13 protein-coding genes are annotated in these 16133 nt (G+C 71.3%); 5 read left to right on the top strand and 8 right to left on the bottom strand.

The annotated features are described in order from the left end of the window. The first annotated feature begins 39 nt into the window (after positions 1–39). The 3 genes from OG990_RS23005 (at position 40) to OG990_RS22995 (ending at position 4120) form a co-directional block, all read left to right on the top strand. Entirely contained in the window at positions 40–882 is an 843-nt protein-coding gene (locus OG990_RS23005; RefSeq protein ID WP_406081855.1) for a carbohydrate ABC transporter permease, read from the top strand. Further along, complete coding sequence (locus OG990_RS23000) at positions 879–3329, top strand: glycoside hydrolase family 2 protein (RefSeq protein ID WP_406077101.1); 2451 nt, start codon at positions 879–881, stop codon at positions 3327–3329. Before OG990_RS23005 ends, OG990_RS23000 begins: the two co-directional genes overlap by 4 nt. A 254-nt stretch (positions 3330–3583) precedes the next feature. Beyond that, entirely contained in the window at positions 3584–4120 is a 537-nt protein-coding gene (locus OG990_RS22995; protein WP_406077100.1) for a hypothetical protein, read from the top strand. A gap of 111 nt (positions 4121–4231) precedes the next feature. Here the strand turns inward: OG990_RS22995 and OG990_RS22990 are convergent, their stop codons facing one another. The 6 genes from OG990_RS22990 to OG990_RS22965 are packed head-to-tail and all read right to left on the bottom strand — an operon-like array spanning position 4232 to position 9223. Continuing rightward, positions 4232–4975, bottom strand: coding sequence for a copper homeostasis protein CutC (locus OG990_RS22990; protein ID WP_406077099.1), 744 nt, complete (start codon positions 4973–4975; stop codon positions 4232–4234). After that, a complete protein-coding gene (locus OG990_RS22985; RefSeq protein ID WP_406077098.1) occupies positions 4972–5988 on the bottom strand; it encodes an asparaginase in 1017 nt (338 codons plus the stop codon). Before OG990_RS22985 ends, OG990_RS22990 begins: the two co-directional genes overlap by 4 nt. After that, a complete protein-coding gene (locus tag OG990_RS22980; protein ID WP_406077097.1) occupies positions 5985–6851 on the bottom strand; it encodes an amino acid ABC transporter permease in 867 nt (288 codons plus the stop codon). Before OG990_RS22980 ends, OG990_RS22985 begins: the two co-directional genes overlap by 4 nt. After that, positions 6848–7492 (bottom strand): amino acid ABC transporter permease, encoded by a 645-nt coding sequence (locus OG990_RS22975; protein WP_328424365.1) that lies wholly within the window; start codon positions 7490–7492, stop codon positions 6848–6850. The genes OG990_RS22980 and OG990_RS22975 overlap by 4 nt, the downstream gene beginning before the upstream one ends. Positions 7493–7508: 16 nt before the next feature. Beyond that, a complete protein-coding gene (locus OG990_RS22970) occupies positions 7509–8477 on the bottom strand; it encodes a glutamate ABC transporter substrate-binding protein (protein ID WP_355606144.1) in 969 nt (322 codons plus the stop codon). A 20-nt stretch (positions 8478–8497) separates the two neighbouring features. Further along, on the bottom strand, positions 8498–9223 hold the full coding sequence (locus tag OG990_RS22965; protein ID WP_406077096.1) for an amino acid ABC transporter ATP-binding protein: 726 nt from the start codon (positions 9221–9223) through the stop codon (positions 8498–8500). A gap of 196 nt (positions 9224–9419) precedes the next feature. On the opposite strand from OG990_RS22965, the gene OG990_RS22960 reads away from it, so the two are divergent. Further along, on the top strand, positions 9420–10610 hold the full coding sequence (locus tag OG990_RS22960; RefSeq protein WP_386989879.1) for an ROK family protein: 1191 nt from the start codon (positions 9420–9422) through the stop codon (positions 10608–10610). Between the two features lie 176 nt (positions 10611–10786). Here the strand turns inward: OG990_RS22960 and OG990_RS22955 are convergent, their stop codons facing one another. Continuing rightward, positions 10787–11623: a hypothetical protein gene (locus tag OG990_RS22955; RefSeq protein ID WP_386989877.1), complete on the bottom strand. Its 837-nt coding sequence runs from the start codon at positions 11621–11623 to the stop codon at positions 10787–10789. A gap of 140 nt (positions 11624–11763) precedes the next feature. Beyond that, positions 11764–13611 (bottom strand): dihydroxy-acid dehydratase, encoded by a 1848-nt coding sequence (ilvD, locus tag OG990_RS22950; RefSeq protein WP_328424375.1) that lies wholly within the window; start codon positions 13609–13611, stop codon positions 11764–11766. A 128-nt stretch (positions 13612–13739) separates the two neighbouring features. On the opposite strand from ilvD, the gene OG990_RS22945 reads away from it, so the two are divergent. Then, positions 13740–16094, top strand: a complete 2355-nt coding sequence (locus OG990_RS22945; protein ID WP_406081854.1) for a putative bifunctional diguanylate cyclase/phosphodiesterase — start codon at positions 13740–13742, stop codon at positions 16092–16094. Positions 16095–16133: the final 39 nt, after the last annotated feature.

Below are 16133 nucleotides of genomic sequence, written 5' to 3'. Positions count from 1 at the left end.
TCGGCGGTCACCAAGAGCCGTCGGCGACGGGCCGCCCTGATGGGCCGCGCCCCGCAGGACACCCCGGCCGGCGTCGGGACGTACCTCCTGCTGGCCACCACCATGCTGTTCGCGGCGTTCCCGCTGTACTGGATGTTCGTCATCGCCACCAGCAACGACGAGGCCCTGGCCCAGATCCCACCGGCGGTGATCCCCGGGGACCGGTTCCTGGTCAACCTGGACGAGGTCTTCTCCCTCCAGAACGTCTACTTCGCCGCCTCGCTGATCAACAGCGTCATCGTCTCGACCGTGGTGACCGTCTCGATGCTGTTCTTCTGCTCCCTGGCCGGGTTCGCCTTCGCCAAACTGCGCTTCGCCGGCAGCCGGTGGCTGATGCTGTTCGTGGTGCTCACCCTCACCGTGCCGAACCAGCTCGGCGTCGTCGCGCTGTACATCGTGATGGGCAAGCTGGGCTGGAACGGCACCCTGCTGGCGGTCATCGTGCCCGGCCTGGTCACCGCGTTCGGCGTCTTCTACATGCGGCAGTTCATCCTCAACACCGTCCCCGACGAGCTGATCGAGTCGGCCCGGATGGACGGCGCGACCACCATGCGGGTCTACCGGTCCATCGTCCTGCCGGCGATCCGGCCGGCCCTCGCGGTGCTCGGCCTACTCACCTTCGTGGCGACCTGGAACGACTTCCAGTGGCCGTTGATCACCCTGGGCGGCACCGACTACCCGACCTCGATGGTCGCCATCTCCGACCTGGCCAGCGGCAACTACGTCATCTACCGTCGGGTGCTCGCCGGTGCGTTCGTGGCTACCATCCCCTTGCTGATCATGTTGTTCATCGGTGGACGGCAGATCGTCCGCGGAATCATGGAAGGTGCGGTGAAGTCTTGAGCCGACAGGCACTCCACGACGGTTGGACCCTGCAGGCGACGCCCGGAGCGCAGGTGCCGGCCGAGATCGCCGGGCTGACCGTCCAGGCCACCGTGCCCGGTTGCGTGCACACCGACCTGCTCGACGCCGGGCTGATCCCCGATCCCTACCTCGACGACAACGAACTGGCACTGGCCTGGATCGGGCGCACCGACTGGAGCTACCGGACGAGCTTCCGGCGCCCGGCGGGCGACCACGATCGGGTCGACCTGGTCTGCGCCGGCCTGGACACCGTCGCCACGGTCACCGTCAACGGTGTCGAGGTCGGCCGCACCGAGAACATGCACCGCGGCTACCGGTTCGACGTCCGAGCGCTGCTGCGCGACGGCGACAACGACCTGGTCGTCGCGTTCGACTCCGCCTACCGCTACGCCGAGGCGCAGCAGGAGCGACTCGGCGACCGGCCCAACGCCTATCCGGAGCCGTTCCACTTCATCCGCAAGATGGCCTGCAACTTCGGCTGGGACTGGGGCCCCACTCTGGTCACCGCCGGCATCTGGCAGGAGATCGGCCTGCACGCCTGGTCCACGGCCCGGCTGGCCACCGTCCGCCCGCTGGTCACCCTGGCCGGCCGGGACGGGCGGGTCGAGCTGCACGTCGAGGTCGAGCGGGTCGCGGACGTCCCGCTGACCGTCCGGGCCACCGTCGCCGGCGCCCACGCCGAGGTGGTCGTCCCGGCCGGGCAGCGCACGGCCGTGCTGACCCTCACCGCCCGCGAGCCCGCGCTGTGGTGGCCCCGGGGGTACGGCGAGCAGGCGCGCCACCTGATGGAGGTGACCCTGCACGCGCCGGACGGCGACATCCTGGACAGCTGGTCCCGGCGGATCGGCTTCCGCTCGGTCCGACTGGACACCACCCCCGACGAGCACGGCACCCCGTTCGCGCTGTCGGTCAACGACGTCCCGGTCTTCGTGCGCGGGGTCAACTGGATCCCGGACGACGTGTTTCCCAACCGGGTCACCCGGGAGCGACTGGCCGAGCGGTTCGACCAGGCCACGGCCGCCAACATCAACCTGCTGCGGGTCTGGGGCGGTGGCCGGTACGAGTCGGCGGACTTCTACGATCTCGCCGACGAGCGCGGACTGCTGGTCCAGCAGGACTTCCTGTTCGCCTGCGCCGCGTACCCGGAGGAGGAGCCGTTCGGCAGCGAGGTGGCCGCCGAGGCCGCTGAGCAGGTGACCCGGCTGGCGCCGTACCCGTCGCTGGTGCTCTGGACCGGCAACAACGAGAACATCTGGGGCTGGCACGACTGGGACTGGCAGGAGGTGCTGGCCGGGCGCACCTGGGGTCGCGGCTACTACCTGGACGTGCTGCCCCGCATCGTCGGCGAACTGGACCCGACCCGCCCGTACTGGCCGGGCAGCCCCTGGTCAGGCACGGAGGAGATCCACCCCAACGACCCCGCGCACGGCACCACGCACATCTGGGACGTGTGGAACACCGACGACTACCGCAAGTACCGGGAGTACGTGCCGCGCTTCGTCGCCGAGTTCGGCTACCAGGGTCCACCGGCGTACGCCACCCTGCGTCGGGCGCTGAGCGACGAACCCCTCGCCCACGACTCGCCGGGGATGGCGCACCACCAGAAGGCGGCCGGCGGGGACGCCAAGCTCCAGCGCGGCCTGGACGCGCACCTGCCCGTCCCGGCAGATTTCGACGACTGGCACTACCTGACGCAACTCAACCAGGCTCGGGCGATCCAGCTCGGGGTGGAGCACTTCCGCTCGCATCGGAGCGTCTGCGCGGGCACCATCGTCTGGCAGCTCAACGACTGCTGGCCGGTCACCTCCTGGTCGGCCGTCGACGGAGACGGCCGGCGCAAACCACTGTGGTACGCGCTGCGCCACGCGTACGCCGACCGGCTGCTCACCGTGCAGCCCCGCGAAGGCGGCCTGGCCCTGGTCGCGGTGAACGACGGTGGCACGCCCTGGCGGGCGTCGGCCTCGGTGACCCGGTTGACCCTCACCGGCGAGCCCCGGGCGAAGACGACGATGGAGCTGGACGTCCCCGCGTACTCGGCGGTGACGCTGGCGCTGCCGGCGGAGCTGTCGCAGCCGGAGGAGGCCCGGCGGGAGCTGCTGGTGGCCGAGGCGGGGGAGAGCGCACGGCGTGCGCTCTGGTTCTTCGCCGAGGACCGGGACGTCGAGTGGCCGGCGGCGGCCTGGGACGCGACGGTCGAGCCGGTCGACGGTGGACAGCGGGTCCGGGTCACCGCCCGCACGGTGTTGCGCGACCTGATCCTCTTCCCGGACCGGCTGGAGCCGTCCGCCGAGGTGGACGATGTGCTGGTCACCCTGCTGCCAGGGGAGTCGACGACCTTCACCGTCCACGCCGACACCCCGCTGGACGCCGCAGCCCTCACCTCCCGGCCGGTGCTGCGCTGCGTCAACGACATCGGACGAAGCTAAGCAGCGTCACCGGTCGCCTCGGCCGATTCTCTCCAGACAGTCCATGGCAGGTCGCGGGGCTGGCGGCGTTCATCCCGATCGGCGTCGCCAGCAACCTCGTCACGGGACAGGGGGCCATGGCCTTAGCGACCGCAACCCGCGCTGTCGGCGAGCGCACCGTCAGGGCAGTATTACCGCGTCGTGGACGCTGGTGACAGCGCGGCCGACAGAGGCGAAAACGGTCGTCGAGCCACGCGGTACCCCGGGGGAGCGCAATGGTCACCGAACATGTCCGAGACGCGGCGGCGACGGCGTTCGTCTTCGGGTTCTTCGCCTCCAGTTGGTTCGGCTGGGCTCAGGAGGCGCCGCCGAAGCCGTGGCGGCCGGTGCTCATCGCCGGTTCGGTTCTCTCGCTGCTGACGGCTGCCGCCGGTGGTCTCCTCGCCTGGAGTCACTGGTCGGACGGTACGGCGTTCGACGCCGACACCAGCCGCACCTTCGGCATCGTCGTCGGGATCGAGTTCGGGGCTGCCGCCGTCGGTGCTGGCCTGCTCGCCCTGCTGGGGCGCCGTGAGCTGACCGCCCCCTGGGTCGCCCTTGTCGTGGGCGTGCACCTCTTCCCGGTGGCGGTGCTGATGGACTACCCGCTGATCCATGTGGTCGCCGCGCTGGTCACCCTGATCGCGGTCGCGGCGATCCCGGTGGCCCGGGCGCGCGCCGTGGCGGTGAGCGCGGTGGTCGGGCTCGGCACCGGCGTCGTGCTCCTGGTCGCCGCGGTGTCCTCATTGCTCATCGCGCTGGTGGCCTATTGAGAGGCTGCCCGTGGGCCAGCCCGGGGCGATCGACCGGGCGTCAGCGACGAGCGGTGGGCCTGAGGGGTAGGACGTCCCTCAGGCCCACCGCTCGTCGGAGCGCGTGGCGGGTCAGGCCCGGGCGGCGGCCAGCACCTGGCCGACCAACGCCCCGGACGTGCCGGACCGCTCGTACTCGGGCCGGTGCAGAGTGCCGCCCATCAGCGGCGCCGGGTTGCGGTGCACAGCCGGGCTGTCCGAGCTGACCAGGGCCGCGAAGTGGTACTCGTCGGCGCCGGTCGCCTCGACGATCCGGGCGATGTTGCGCGGGGTGATGCCGCCGCCCGGCATGATGACGATCCGTCCGGCGGCCCGGCGGACCAGGTCGGCGATGAGCGGAGCACCCTCCAGCACGCTGACCTCCTGGCCGGAGGTGAGCACGCGGTGCACTCCCAGCTCGACCAGTTGCTCCAGGGCCGCGTACGGGTCGCGGACCATGTCGAACGCGCGGTGGAAGGTGATGCTGGCGTCGCCGGCTGCGGCGATCAGCCGGCGCGTGGTCGGTACGTCGACATCACCCTCGGCGGTCAGCGCGCCGATCACGATGCCGTGCGCACCGGCCGCCACCGCGGCCTGCACGTCCCGCTCCATCGCCTCGATCTCCAGCGGCGAGTAGATGAAGTCGCCGGCCCGCGGCCGGACGATCACGTGCACCCGGATCCGGGTGACGGTGCGCAGGGTCGTCTCGATGGTGCCCAGGCTGGGGGTCAACCCGCCGTCGAAGAGCGCGGAGCACAGCTCCACCCGGTCGGCCCCGGCCTCCTCGGCGGAGACCGCCCCCTCGACGCTGTCGATGCAGATCTCGAATGTGCTCATGACTCTTCCTTTTCGGTGCGAGACGATGCCGCGGTCCAATCGATGACGGCGCCCACGGCGCCCACGGGTTCGCCGCCGCCGAGCACCGGCACCCGGCGCAGGGCGTCGGCCCCGCCGACCGGTACGCCCACGGCCTCCAGGGCGGCGAGCGCGATGGCGGTAGTGGCTCGGGGTGAGCCGTCGACCACCTTCACCGCCACCGCGTGGCCATCCGGGGCGGCCACCGCGAGTACGCCCTCGGCCCCGCCCTTGGCGAGCACTCCGGGTAGCGCGCGCATCAGGTCAGTGTTCGGGTGCCCGTGCCAGCCGCCCACGTACTCGGGGTACTGGCGCATGGCCTGGGCGACCCGCTCCTCGTCGCTGCCGGTGGGTGCCGTGACCAGCGCCTGGAACGTGCGGGCCAGGCCGGTCAGCGGCAGGCCGAACAGCGGTGCGCCGCAGCCGTCGACCGCCTGGTGCGTGATCGGCGTGCCGGCCAGTCGGGCGACGGTGGCGGCGGTCTCCCGCTGGAGCGGGTGGTCGGGATCGAGGTAGTCGTGCGTGCTCCAGGACCGCGCGACGCAGGCGACGAGCATCGCGGCGTGCTTGCCGGAGCAGTTCATCCGGATCCGCTCGCGCTGCCCGCCGGCGCGGATCAGCCGGTCCCGGGTCAGCTCGTCCTCCGGCCAGTCCACTGGGCAGCCGAGCGCGTCCTCGGTCAGACCCGCGCCGGCGAGCATCGCCCGGACCACCTCGACGTGCCGGTCGTCGCCGGTGTGGCTGCCGGCGGCGAGGGCCAGCGCCCGGCCGGTCAGTGGATCGGTGTCGCCCGGCCCGGCGGTCGCCGCGATCCGACAGGCCAGCGCCTGCACCGGCTTGAGGGTGGAGCGGGGGAGCACCGGCTCGTCGGGTACGCCGGCAGTGCGGGCGACCGTGCCGTCCGGGTCGAGCACCACGACGCTGCCGTAGTGCCGGCTCTCGACGAAACCGTTGCGGACGACCCGGGCCAGTTCGGCGTAGCGGGGGATGGTCACCGGATGTTCCCTTCGGTGAGCGACGGCGGCAGGTCCGCGGATCGTCGTCCGCGCCGGCCGGTGAACCGACCGTTGCGGGCCTGGAGTACGCGGGCGAACTTCGACAGCGACGCGTTGACCACCAGGTAGATCAGCGCCACCACCAGGAATGTCTGGATCAGCAGGTGGGTGTACGAGGAGAGCACCTGCCCGCTGTAGAGCAACTCGGTGTAGCTGACCACGAAGCCGAGCGAGGTGTCCTTGAGCAGCCCGACCAGCTGGCTGACCAGGGACGGGGTGAGCTGGAGCAGCGCCTGTGGCAGGACCACCAGCGCCATCACCTGGCCGCGGCGCAGCCCGACCGCGAGGCCGGCCTCGGTCTGCCCCCGGTCCAGGGCCAGGATGCCGGCTCGGAAGATCTCCGCGAACGCCGCCGAGTTGGAGACCACCAGTGGCACCACGAGCTTCCAGAACAGCGGGAAGTTCATCCCGTACTGCGGCAGGGCGAACAGCGTCACGTAGATCAGCAGCAGCGTGGGTACGGTCCGGAAGATCTCGACGTACGCGCCGGCCAACCACCGCAGCGGTCGGTGCGCCGACAGCCGGCCGAGCGCCAGCAGCAACCCGAGTGCGGCGCTGAGCACGGCGGTCGCGGCGGCGGCGCGCACGGTGGCCCAGAGGCCGTTGAGCAGGTACCGCCAGATCGGCCAGGTGGTGAACGGTTCCCAGCGGGCGGCGGCCAGCTCGCCGTGGCTGGCGAACTGGTACACGGCCGCGACGACGGCGCCGACCAGGACGACGGCGCCCAGCACGGTGGCGATCCGGATCCGTCGCCGGGCCCGGGGGCCGGGCTCGTCGAACAGGATCTGTTGGGTCTGGTTCATCGGACGATCGCCAGCCTTCGCTCGAGCAGGCCGGTGACCTGACCGATGATCAAGGCCAGCAGCATGTAGGCGAGGCCCGCGCCGGTGAAGACGGCGAGTGGCTGGGCCTCGATGAGGTTCACGGTGTTGGCGGCCTGGGTCAACTCGACCACGCCGACGGCGGCGGCCAGCGAGGTGTTCATCAGCAGCGCGATGCAGATGTTGCCGATCGGCTGGATCACCGCCCGCAGTCCCTGCGGCAGGATCACGTGCCGCAGGGACTGACCGAAGGTGAGCCCGATGGCCCGCGCCGCCTCGGCCTGGCCGACGCCGACCGTGTTGATCCCGGCCCGGATCGCCTCGGCCAGGTACGCCCCCTCGTAGACGGCGATGACGATCGCGGCGGAGGTGAACAGCGGGAACGTGATGCCGATGGTCGGCAGCGCGAAGACGAAGAGGACCAGCAGGGCCAGCAGAGGCAGGTTCTGGAACACCTCGACGTACGCCGTGCCGATGGCGCGCAGCAGCGGTACGGGGGCGATCCGCAGGGTGGCCACGATGATGCCCAGCAGCATCGCGCCGACGGTGGTCACGACGGTCAGTTCGACCGTCGTGACCAGGCCGTGGCCGAGTTCGCTCAGGTGGGCGGTGAGGGCGTCCATCGGCGCGGGAGGCTACTCAGGAGCCGTCGGCGGAACCGAGGGCCGGCGGAGTGGGCGCCCCGCCCTCCACCACCGAGCCGAGGGTGGCCTCCCAGACCTTCGCCCACGTGCCGTCGGCCTGGATCTTCGTCAGCCACTTGTTGACGAACTCCTTGAACTGCGCGTCCTCCCGGTTGAGGCCGATGCCGTACGCCTCGGTGGTGAACGGCTCGCCGACCACCTTCATCCCCGGGTTCGCCTTGGCGCCGGAGGCGAGCAGCGTGAAGTCCTGCACGTACGCGTCGCCGCGCTTCTGCAGCAGCGCCTGCAGCGCCTGAGGGTCGGTCCCGAAGGCGATCTGCTTCGAGCCGGGAGCGGCGCTGGGCAGCGCGGTGACCGCGGGGGTGTTCGCCCCGACGATGACGGTCTTGCCGGCGAGGTCCTTGACGCTCTTGATCGAGGTGTCGTCCTTGCGGACCCCGACCGCCAGACCGGAGGTGAGGTACGGCCCGGCGAAAGCGATCTGGGTGGCCCGCTGCGGGGTGATGGTGTACGTCTGGAAGACGACGTCCACCGACTTGGCCTGGAGCATCGCCTCCCGGGTCTGGGTGCCGATGGTCGTGGTCTTCACCTCGGTCTTGCCGGTGATGTACTTCGCCAGCAGCTTGGCCATGTCGGCGTCGAAGCCCTCGATGGTGCCGCTGACCGGGTTCTGCTGGGACAGCAGCGGTGCGTCCAGCGAGCCGCCGACGCTGAGGTAGCCGCGCTTGCGGATCGCGTCCATGGTGGAGCCCGCCGGGATGTCCGCGTCGGTGGCCACCGGGGCGGCGTCGTACACCGACTGGGCGACCACGCCGTCGCCGCCCAGGCCGGGGTTGCCGGGCAGGGCCGGTGCGCCGCTGTCGCTGTCGCCGCCGCAGCCCGTCGCGGCGAGGGCCACCGCGACCGCGGTGGCGGTGAGGGCGAGCGAGCGCCGCCCGGTGAAGCTCATCTTGAGGATTGACATGACACCCTCCCGTTTGGGGGCTAGTGCTGGAGGATCTTGGACAGGAAGTCGCGGGCCCGCTCGGTGCGTGGGGCTGCGAAGAATTCGTCGGGGGCGCCGGACTCGACGATCCGGCCGTCGTCCATGAAGACGACCCGGTCGGCGGCGCGGCGGGCGAAGCCCATCTCGTGGGTGACCACGATCATGGTCATCCCCTCGGCGGCGAGAGAGACCATCACGTCGAGCACCTCGTTGACCATCTCCGGGTCGAGGGCCGAGGTCGGTTCGTCGAAGAGCAGCACCTTCGGCCGCATGGCCAGTGCCCGGGCGATGGCGGCCCGCTGCTGCTGCCCGCCGGAGAGCTGGGCGGGGTGGTGGTTCGCCTTGTCGGCGATGCCGACCCGCTCCAGCAGCGTCATCGCCTGCTGGCGCGCCTCGGGCCGGCCGATCCGGCGGACCCGGGTGGGGCCGAGGGTGATGTTGTCCAGCACCGTCTTGTGCCCGAAGAGATTGAAGGACTGGAAGACCATGCCGACGTCGGCGCGCAGTCGGGCCAGCGCGCGGCCCTCGGCGGGCAGCGGCTCACCGTCGATCTCGACGGTGCCCTGACCGGCCGTTTCCAGCCGGTTGAGGCAGCGGCACAGGGTCGACTTTCCGGAGCCGGATGGCCCCACCACGACGACCACCTCGCCAGCGGCCACCGTGAGGTCGATGTCCTTGAGCACGTGCAGTGGACCGAACCACTTGTTCAGGCCGCGGACCGACACCGTCGGTCGGTCCGGACCCGTCGTCCCGGACCGGCCGGCGCGATCGGAGACCGTCGTCGGTGCCACCAGACGCCCTCACTTTCTTCGACTGCAGAACTAAGTTTGCTTCATATCGAAGCAACAGCGCCATCTAAAGGTAGACGAGAAATTAAGTCAACCGGTTGCTTGAACAAACTGCGGGTGCTAAGAAGCTGACGTGACGATTGACGACGCGCCGCGCGACGCTCTCCGGAGCAGCCCCCGGGAGCTGCTGCGCTGGGTTGCCACTGGAGCGGCCGTCAGTCGCGCCGACCTGTCCCGGCTCTCCGGGCTGTCCCCGTCGACGGTCTCCCAGCGCGTGGAGGCGTTGATCAACGAGGGGTTGCTGGAGGAAACCGGCGCCGGGCGGTCCCGGGGTGGCCGACGGCCGCGCCAGCTCGCCGTGCCCACCGGCGGCGCCGTGGTCGGCGCCATCGACCTGGGGGCGCATCACGCACGCGTCGGCACACTGGATCTCTCCGGCCGGGTGGTCCAGGCCCGTACCCTGCCGGTGCGCATCGAGGACGGTCCGGAGGAGGTGCTCGGCGGGTTGTTGGCCGAGGTCTCCGCGCTGGTGGCCGTGCCCAGCGGGCCGGGCCGGGAAGCGGCCGGCGGTGCGGTGGCGGCGGGCGCGCTGCGGGGCATCGGCATCGGCATCCCCGGCCCGGTGCAGCACGCGACCGGGCGGATCGTCAGCCCGTCCCGGATGCCAGGCTGGAACGGCTTCGACGTCGCCGCCTTCTGTGCCGACCGGGTCGAGGTACCGGTCCTCGTGGACAACGACGCCAACCTGATGGCGCTCGGTGCGCACCGCACGGCACATTCCGAGTTGGACCATGCCGTCTACATCAAGGCCGGCACCGGGATCGGCTCCGGAGTGATCTCCAGTGGACGGCTGCACCGGGGCGCACAGGGATCGGCCGGGGACATCAGCCACTGCCGGGTGGTGGCCGATCCCGCACCACCCTGCACCTGTGGCAACGCCGGTTGCCTGGAGGCGGTGGCCAGCGGCGCGGCCCTGGTCACCGCGCTACGTGACCAGGGCGTGCCGGTCTCCGACCTGACCGGCGTGATCCGCCTGATCGACGACGGTGACCGGCATGCCACCGCGCTCGCCCGGCAGGCTGGCCGGGCCATCGGCGAGATCCTGTCCGTGGTGGTCAACTTCTTCAACCCGCAGGTGGTGGCCATCGGCGGCCGGCTCGCCGACTGCGAACCCCTGCTCGCCAGCATGCGGGGCACCCTCTACGAGCGGTGCCTGCCGCTGGCCACCCAGACCCTGCTCATCGAGCGGGTCGCCACCGGCCAGGATGTCGGCATCACGGGCGCCGCTCACCTGGTGATCGACCACGTCGTGGCAAGCAACTAACCCCGCTGCACACCAGCCCTCGCCGAAAGGGCTGCGTACGCGTGCGGCACCGCGAAGACCGGCGGTGTCGGGTCAATGGGCACGGCGTGGCTCCGGGATGGGGCCTGCCCGGCTCCTGAAACGGCACTGCCCGGCCGGTGAGTCTCCTCGCCGACCGGGCAGTATTCCGATTCTGGTCAGTTGCCGGCGGTCAGGCCCTCCAGGCCCTTGAGCATCTCGGCGAAGTCGGCGGTCTCCGCCGCCGGCGGCGTCTCGATGGTCGCTGCCTTGCCGTAGTCGGTGTAGTCGACCACCATGTCGCCCATCTTGCCCATGACCATGCCCGCGCGTCGCGGCCGGTACTGCTCGTCGACCCACAGGTCGATCTTGATCTCCTTGACGCCCTGCTTGGCCAGCCCCTTCTCGACGTCCGCCCGCAGCTTGGCGTCGACCTGCCCGAGGTAGGTCGTCACGGGGGTGGTGACGGTGTAGTGGACGGTAGGCGCCCCGTTTACCGTCTCCTGCCCGACCACAGTCACACCCTCGGTGGCGAGCAGCGTCTTGACCTGCTTGATCGGGTCGACGTCCTCGAACTGCTTGGTGAAGTCCATCCCCGCCTGCTCGCCCACAGCGCTCAGGTCCATCTTCATCCAGCGCTTTCCGCCCGTGCTCGCGCGGTCCTCTGCCGGGATCTCGACGTAGACCACAGCGCCGATCATCCGGACGGTGGTCGTGGTGCCGTCCGGGTCGGACGTCTTCATCTCGGCCTTGAGCGGGTCACCCAGGTCCAGGACACCCTGCATGGAGATCTTCTCGCCGCCCGCCGTGCCCGTCATCGTCACGGTCACCGAATCGGTCTTGTCGGTGGCGTCGACCGTCTTCTGCAACGATCCCTTGAGATCACTGGCGAGCAGCTCCAGGACGCTGGGCTGCTTCGGCGCCTCGGACGAGCCGGACTTCGCGCCGCAGGCAGAGACAGCGAGCGCAGTGAGCGCCGAGACCGCTACCACCGCGGTCTTCTTCCAAAGTGACACGTGAGCGCTTCTTTCCCCGAAGGATTTGGGTCTCCCCAATAGACCGACGACACGCTATCCCACGCTGTCGACCCCGGGGCAACACCTTTCCGTCGATCTATCGTTGGTGCCCAGGACCGCGTTGGGGCCGGCGCGTCCACTCACTCCGGGACGCGGCGGTAGGCGCCGTCGCTGGCCGAGGTGGCCATCGAGGCGTACGCGCGCAGCGCCGCCGACACCGGCCGCTGCCGGTCGGTCGGGGTGTACGGCTTGTCGCGCTTCTCCTCTTCGACCCGCCGGGCCTGGAGCACGTCCTCCGGCACGTTCAGCTCGATGGACCGGCCCGGGATGTCGATGACGATCTCGTCGCCCTCGCGGACCAGGGCGATCAGCCCACCGGAGGCCGCCTCGGGGGAGACGTGCCCGATGGAGAGCCCGGAGGTGCCGCCGGAGAAGCGACCGTCGGTGAGCAGCGCGCAGGAGCGGCCCAGCCCTCGACCCTTGAGGAACGAGGTGGGGTAGAGCATCTCCTGCATGCCGGGGCCGCCCTTGGGGCCCTCGTACCGGATCACCACCACGTCCCCGGCGACCACCTGCTTGGCCAGGATCGCCGTCACCGCGTCGTCCTGGGACTCGTAGACCTTCGCCGGCCCGCGGAAGGTCAGGCAGTCGTCCGGCACACCCGCGGTCTTCACCACGCTGCCCTCCGGGGCCAGGTTGCCGTGCAGGATGGCCAGCCCACCGTCGGCGGAGTACGCGTGCTCCCGGTCCCGGATGCAGCCCTCGGCTGCGTCGGTGTCCAGCGACGACCAGCGGTTGGTGGTGGAGAACGGTTCGGTGGTGCGCACCCCGCCCGGCGCGGCGTGGAACAGCTCGACCGCCGTCGGCGTCGGCGAGCCGCCCCGCACGTCCCAGTCGGTCAGCCACTGGGCCAGCGAGGGCGAGTGCACGGCGTGCACGTCCCGGTTGAGCTGCCCGCCCCGGTCCAGCTCGCCGAGGATCGCCGGAATGCCACCGGCGCGGTGCACGTCCTCCATGTGGAAGAGCGGCGAGTTCGGCGCGACCTTGGCCAGGCAGGGCACCCGCCGGGAGATCGCGTCGATGTCGGCGACGCCGAAGTCCATCTCCGCCTCGCGGGCGGCGGCGAGCAGGTGCAGCACCGTGTTGGTGGAGCCGCCCATCGCGACGTCCAGGGCGACGGCGTTCTCGAAGGCGGCCTTGGAGGCGACCGTGCGGGGCAGCACCGAGTCGTCGTCGCCGTCGTACCAGCGCTTGGAGATCTCCACGATGGTGCGGCCGGCCTCGACGAACAGCGACCGGCGCGCGGCGTGGGTGGCCAGCGTCGAGCCGTTGCCGGGCAGCGCCAGCCCGATGGCCTCGGTGAGGCAGTTCATCGAGTTGGCGGTGAACATGCCGGAGCAGGAGCCGCAGGTGGGGCAGGCGGAGCGCTCGATCTCGCCGAGCTGGTCGTCGGTGACCGCCTCGTTCGACGAGGCGATCATCGCGTCGATCAGGTCGATCTTGCTGTGCACGACGCCTTCGATCGCCATCGTCTTGCCGGCCTCCATCGGGCCGCCGGAGACGAAGACGGTCGGGATGTTGAGCCGCAGCGCGGCCAGCAGCATCCCGGGGGTGATCTTGTCGCAGTTGGAGATGCAGACCAGGGCGTCCGCGCAGTGCGCGTTGACCATGTACTCCACCGCGTCGGCGATCAACTCCCGGCTGGGCAGGGAGTAGAGCATGCCGCCGTGGCCCATCGCGATGCCGTCGTCGACCGCGATGGTGTTGAACTCCCGCCCCACACCGCCGGCCTCGGCCACCGCGTCGGCGACCAGGCCGCCCATGTCCTTGAGGTGTACGTGACCCGGCACGAACTGGGTGAAACTGTTGGCGATGGCGACGATCGGCTTACCGAAATCGTCGTCGGTCATCCCGGTGGCCCGCCAGAGGGCCCGGGCACCGGCCATCGTCCGACCGTGCGTGGAGGTCTTCGACCGCAGCTCAGGCATGCGTACCAGTCTGACACCGCCGCCACGGTGGCTGTCCAGAGTGCGCGCGTGTCCCAACAGATGCACATCCGGTCCCCCACGACGAGCGCGCATCCGGCACTCTTGGGGGCGTGCATCTCCCCCCGGGCATGGTCGCCGTCGCGGTGCTGAGCGGGCTCGTCGCCGCTGCGGCCGTCGTACTGCTGACCGTGGTCGCCCGGCGGCGCACCGGGTCGCGCCGGCCCGCGCATCTGCTGCTCGCGGTGGCCGCCGGGGTCGCTCTGCTCAGCCTCGTGGTCGGGGTGGTGGCCGCGCTCGCCGCGAACGACCACTGGGTGCACGAGCAGGGTCAGCGCACCGGCTGGGCCACCGTGGTGGCGATCGGCACGGCGGTGAGCGGGCTGGCCTTCGCGGCCGGATTGCTCCGGCTGCCCGGGGTGGCCGCCACCTCGGCGGCTACCGCCCGGCTCGCCCTGGACGGCTTGATCATGGCCGCCGCGCTGTGGTTCGTCGGCTGGGTGCTCTTCTCCGAGCCCACCCGGTTGCTCGGCGCCTCCACCCCGATGGCCTGCCCGGCGATCCTGGTGGCCACGGTGGCCGCCGCGCTCGGCGCCGGGCTCGCCGTGATCGTCGTCTTCCGGGCTGCCGCCCCGCGCCAGCGGCTGGCCGCGCTCGGCGTCGGCATCAGCGCGGTGACCTGCGGCGGGCTGGGTCTCGCCGCCGGGCTCTGCCAGGCCGGGCCGACCATGGCACTGACCGGCGCGGTGGTGCTCGCCGCCGGCCTGCTGACCGTTGCGCTCGCGGTGCTCCGGGCCGACCGGCCGGGGCAGGTCGAGCTGGACCTGACCGGTCGCGACGGCGAGTACGCGATCGCCCCGATGCTGGCGATGGCCGCCTCGGCCATGCATCACCTCCTGCAGGGCGGCCGGTTCACCGCGGCGGGCATCGTGGCCGGCAGCGTGGAGGGCTTCGCCCTGGTGGCCCGGCAGTACCTCACCCTCAAGGACGTCCGGGACTACGCCGGCCGGTTGGCCGAGCGGGAGGCGCACTTCCGTGAGCTGGCACACACCGATCCGCTGACCGCGCTGGCCAACCGGCGGGGGCTGCTGCGCGCGCTGCACGACAGCGCGGCGGCGGGCACCCCGTGCGTGCTGCTCGGGCTTGACCTGGACGGCTTCAAGAACGTCAACGACATGCGCGGCCACGACGTGGGCGACGCGGTGCTGGCCGAGGTGGGCCGGCGGCTGCGCGGCAACCTGCGCCCCGGCGATGTGGCGGCCCGGCTCGGGGGCGACGAGTTCGCCGTGCTCATGCCGGGGCGGCCGGCCGAGGCGGACCGGGTCGCCGAGCGGCTGCTCGGGGTGCTCAACCGCCCGTACGACCAGCCGGAGGGGCCGGTCTTCCTGTCGGTGAGCATCGGGGTGGCCGGGTGGGCCGGCGAGCCTGACGTGGAGTTGCTGCTGCGTCACGCCGACCTGGCGCTGCGCTACGCCAAGCAGCGCGGCAAGAACCGGATCGAGCGCTACGACGCCACGTACGACCAACTGCTGCGTCGGCGCACCACGCTGGAGCACGAGCTGCGCGGCGCCATCGAGCGCGACGAGCTGCGGCTGGCCTTCCAGCCGGTGGCCTCGCTGCCGTCGGTGCGGCCGGTCGGCGCCGAGGCGCTGCTCCGCTGGCACCACCCCGAGCTGGGCAACGTCCGTCCGGACGAGTTCATCCCGCTGGCCGAGGAGTGCGGGATGATCGCCACGCTCGGGGCCTGGGTGCTGCACCAGGCCTGCTACCAGCTCTCCCGTTGGCTGGCCGACGGGCACGACGTCTGGGTCTCGGTGAACGTCTCGCCGCGCGAGCTGCACGCCCCGGAGTACGTGGTCCAGGTCGCCGAGGCGCTGCGCGCCCACCACGTGCCGCCGCAGCGGCTGGTGCTGGAGGTCACCGAGCACGCGGTCGCCACCGACCTGGACGAGTTGATCCGGCGGCTGACCGCGCTGCGGCTGACCGGCGTACGGATCGCGCTGGACGACTTCGGCGCCGGCTACTCCTCGCTGGGGCAGCTCCGCCGACTGCCGATCGACATCCTGAAGATCGACCACAGCCTGGTCGCCGAGCACGAGCCGGTCCGCCCGGTCGGCAAGGACGGCCCGGCGTTCGCGCCGATGGTCGACATCGTCATGCGACTGGGCCACCAGCTGGGGCTGGAGGTGATCGCCGAGGGGGTGACCACGCCGACGGAGTTGGCCGCGGTGGTGGCGGCCGGCTGCCGGTTCGGTCAGGGCGCGCTCTTCGGCTGGGGTGTGCCGGCCGAGCACCTGGAGGCGATGCTGGAGGCGGCCACCTCGCCGGGTGCGCGACCCGCGCCGCTGCCCGCGCCGCGCCGGGTTTCGGGCGGGCCCGGGCAGGTCATCCCGGTTGCCGAGGGCGTGTCGCCGGCGGACGCGCCGCGTTCCGTTAACCAACATGTGGGATCAGTTGACTCATCGCGTGAGATGCGTCAGGCTTAGCCGCATGTCGTCGTACCGGTCGCTGCGAGTACTTACCTG

The organism is Micromonospora sp. NBC_00858 (assembly GCF_045207365.1).
GTDB lineage: Bacteria > Actinomycetota > Actinomycetes > Mycobacteriales > Micromonosporaceae > Micromonospora.
Note: the sequence above shows the minus strand (reverse complement) of the source record. Positions and strands in the feature narration are given on the sequence as shown.

Bases quoted from the DNA above. Each gene is read 5' to 3' on its own strand.
- OG990_RS22975 (WP_328424365.1), bottom strand. From the start codon at position 7,492: ATGGACGCCCTCACCGCCCACCTGAGCGAACTCGGCCACGGCCTGGTC.
- OG990_RS22990 (WP_406077099.1), bottom strand. From the start codon at position 4,975: ATGAGCACATTCGAGATCTGCATCGACAGCGTCGAGGGGGCGGTCTCC.
- OG990_RS22980 (WP_406077097.1), bottom strand. From the start codon at position 6,851: ATGAACCAGACCCAACAGATCCTGTTCGACGAGCCCGGCCCCCGGGCC.
- OG990_RS22945 (WP_406081854.1), top strand. From the start codon at position 13,740: ATGGTCGCCGTCGCGGTGCTGAGCGGGCTCGTCGCCGCTGCGGCCGTC.
- OG990_RS22970 (WP_355606144.1), bottom strand. From the start codon at position 8,477: ATGTCAATCCTCAAGATGAGCTTCACCGGGCGGCGCTCGCTCGCCCTC.
- OG990_RS23005 (WP_406081855.1), top strand. From the start codon at position 40: ATGGGCCGCGCCCCGCAGGACACCCCGGCCGGCGTCGGGACGTACCTC.
- OG990_RS22995 (WP_406077100.1), top strand. From the start codon at position 3,584: ATGGTCACCGAACATGTCCGAGACGCGGCGGCGACGGCGTTCGTCTTC.
- ilvD (WP_328424375.1), bottom strand. From the start codon at position 13,611: ATGCCTGAGCTGCGGTCGAAGACCTCCACGCACGGTCGGACGATGGCC.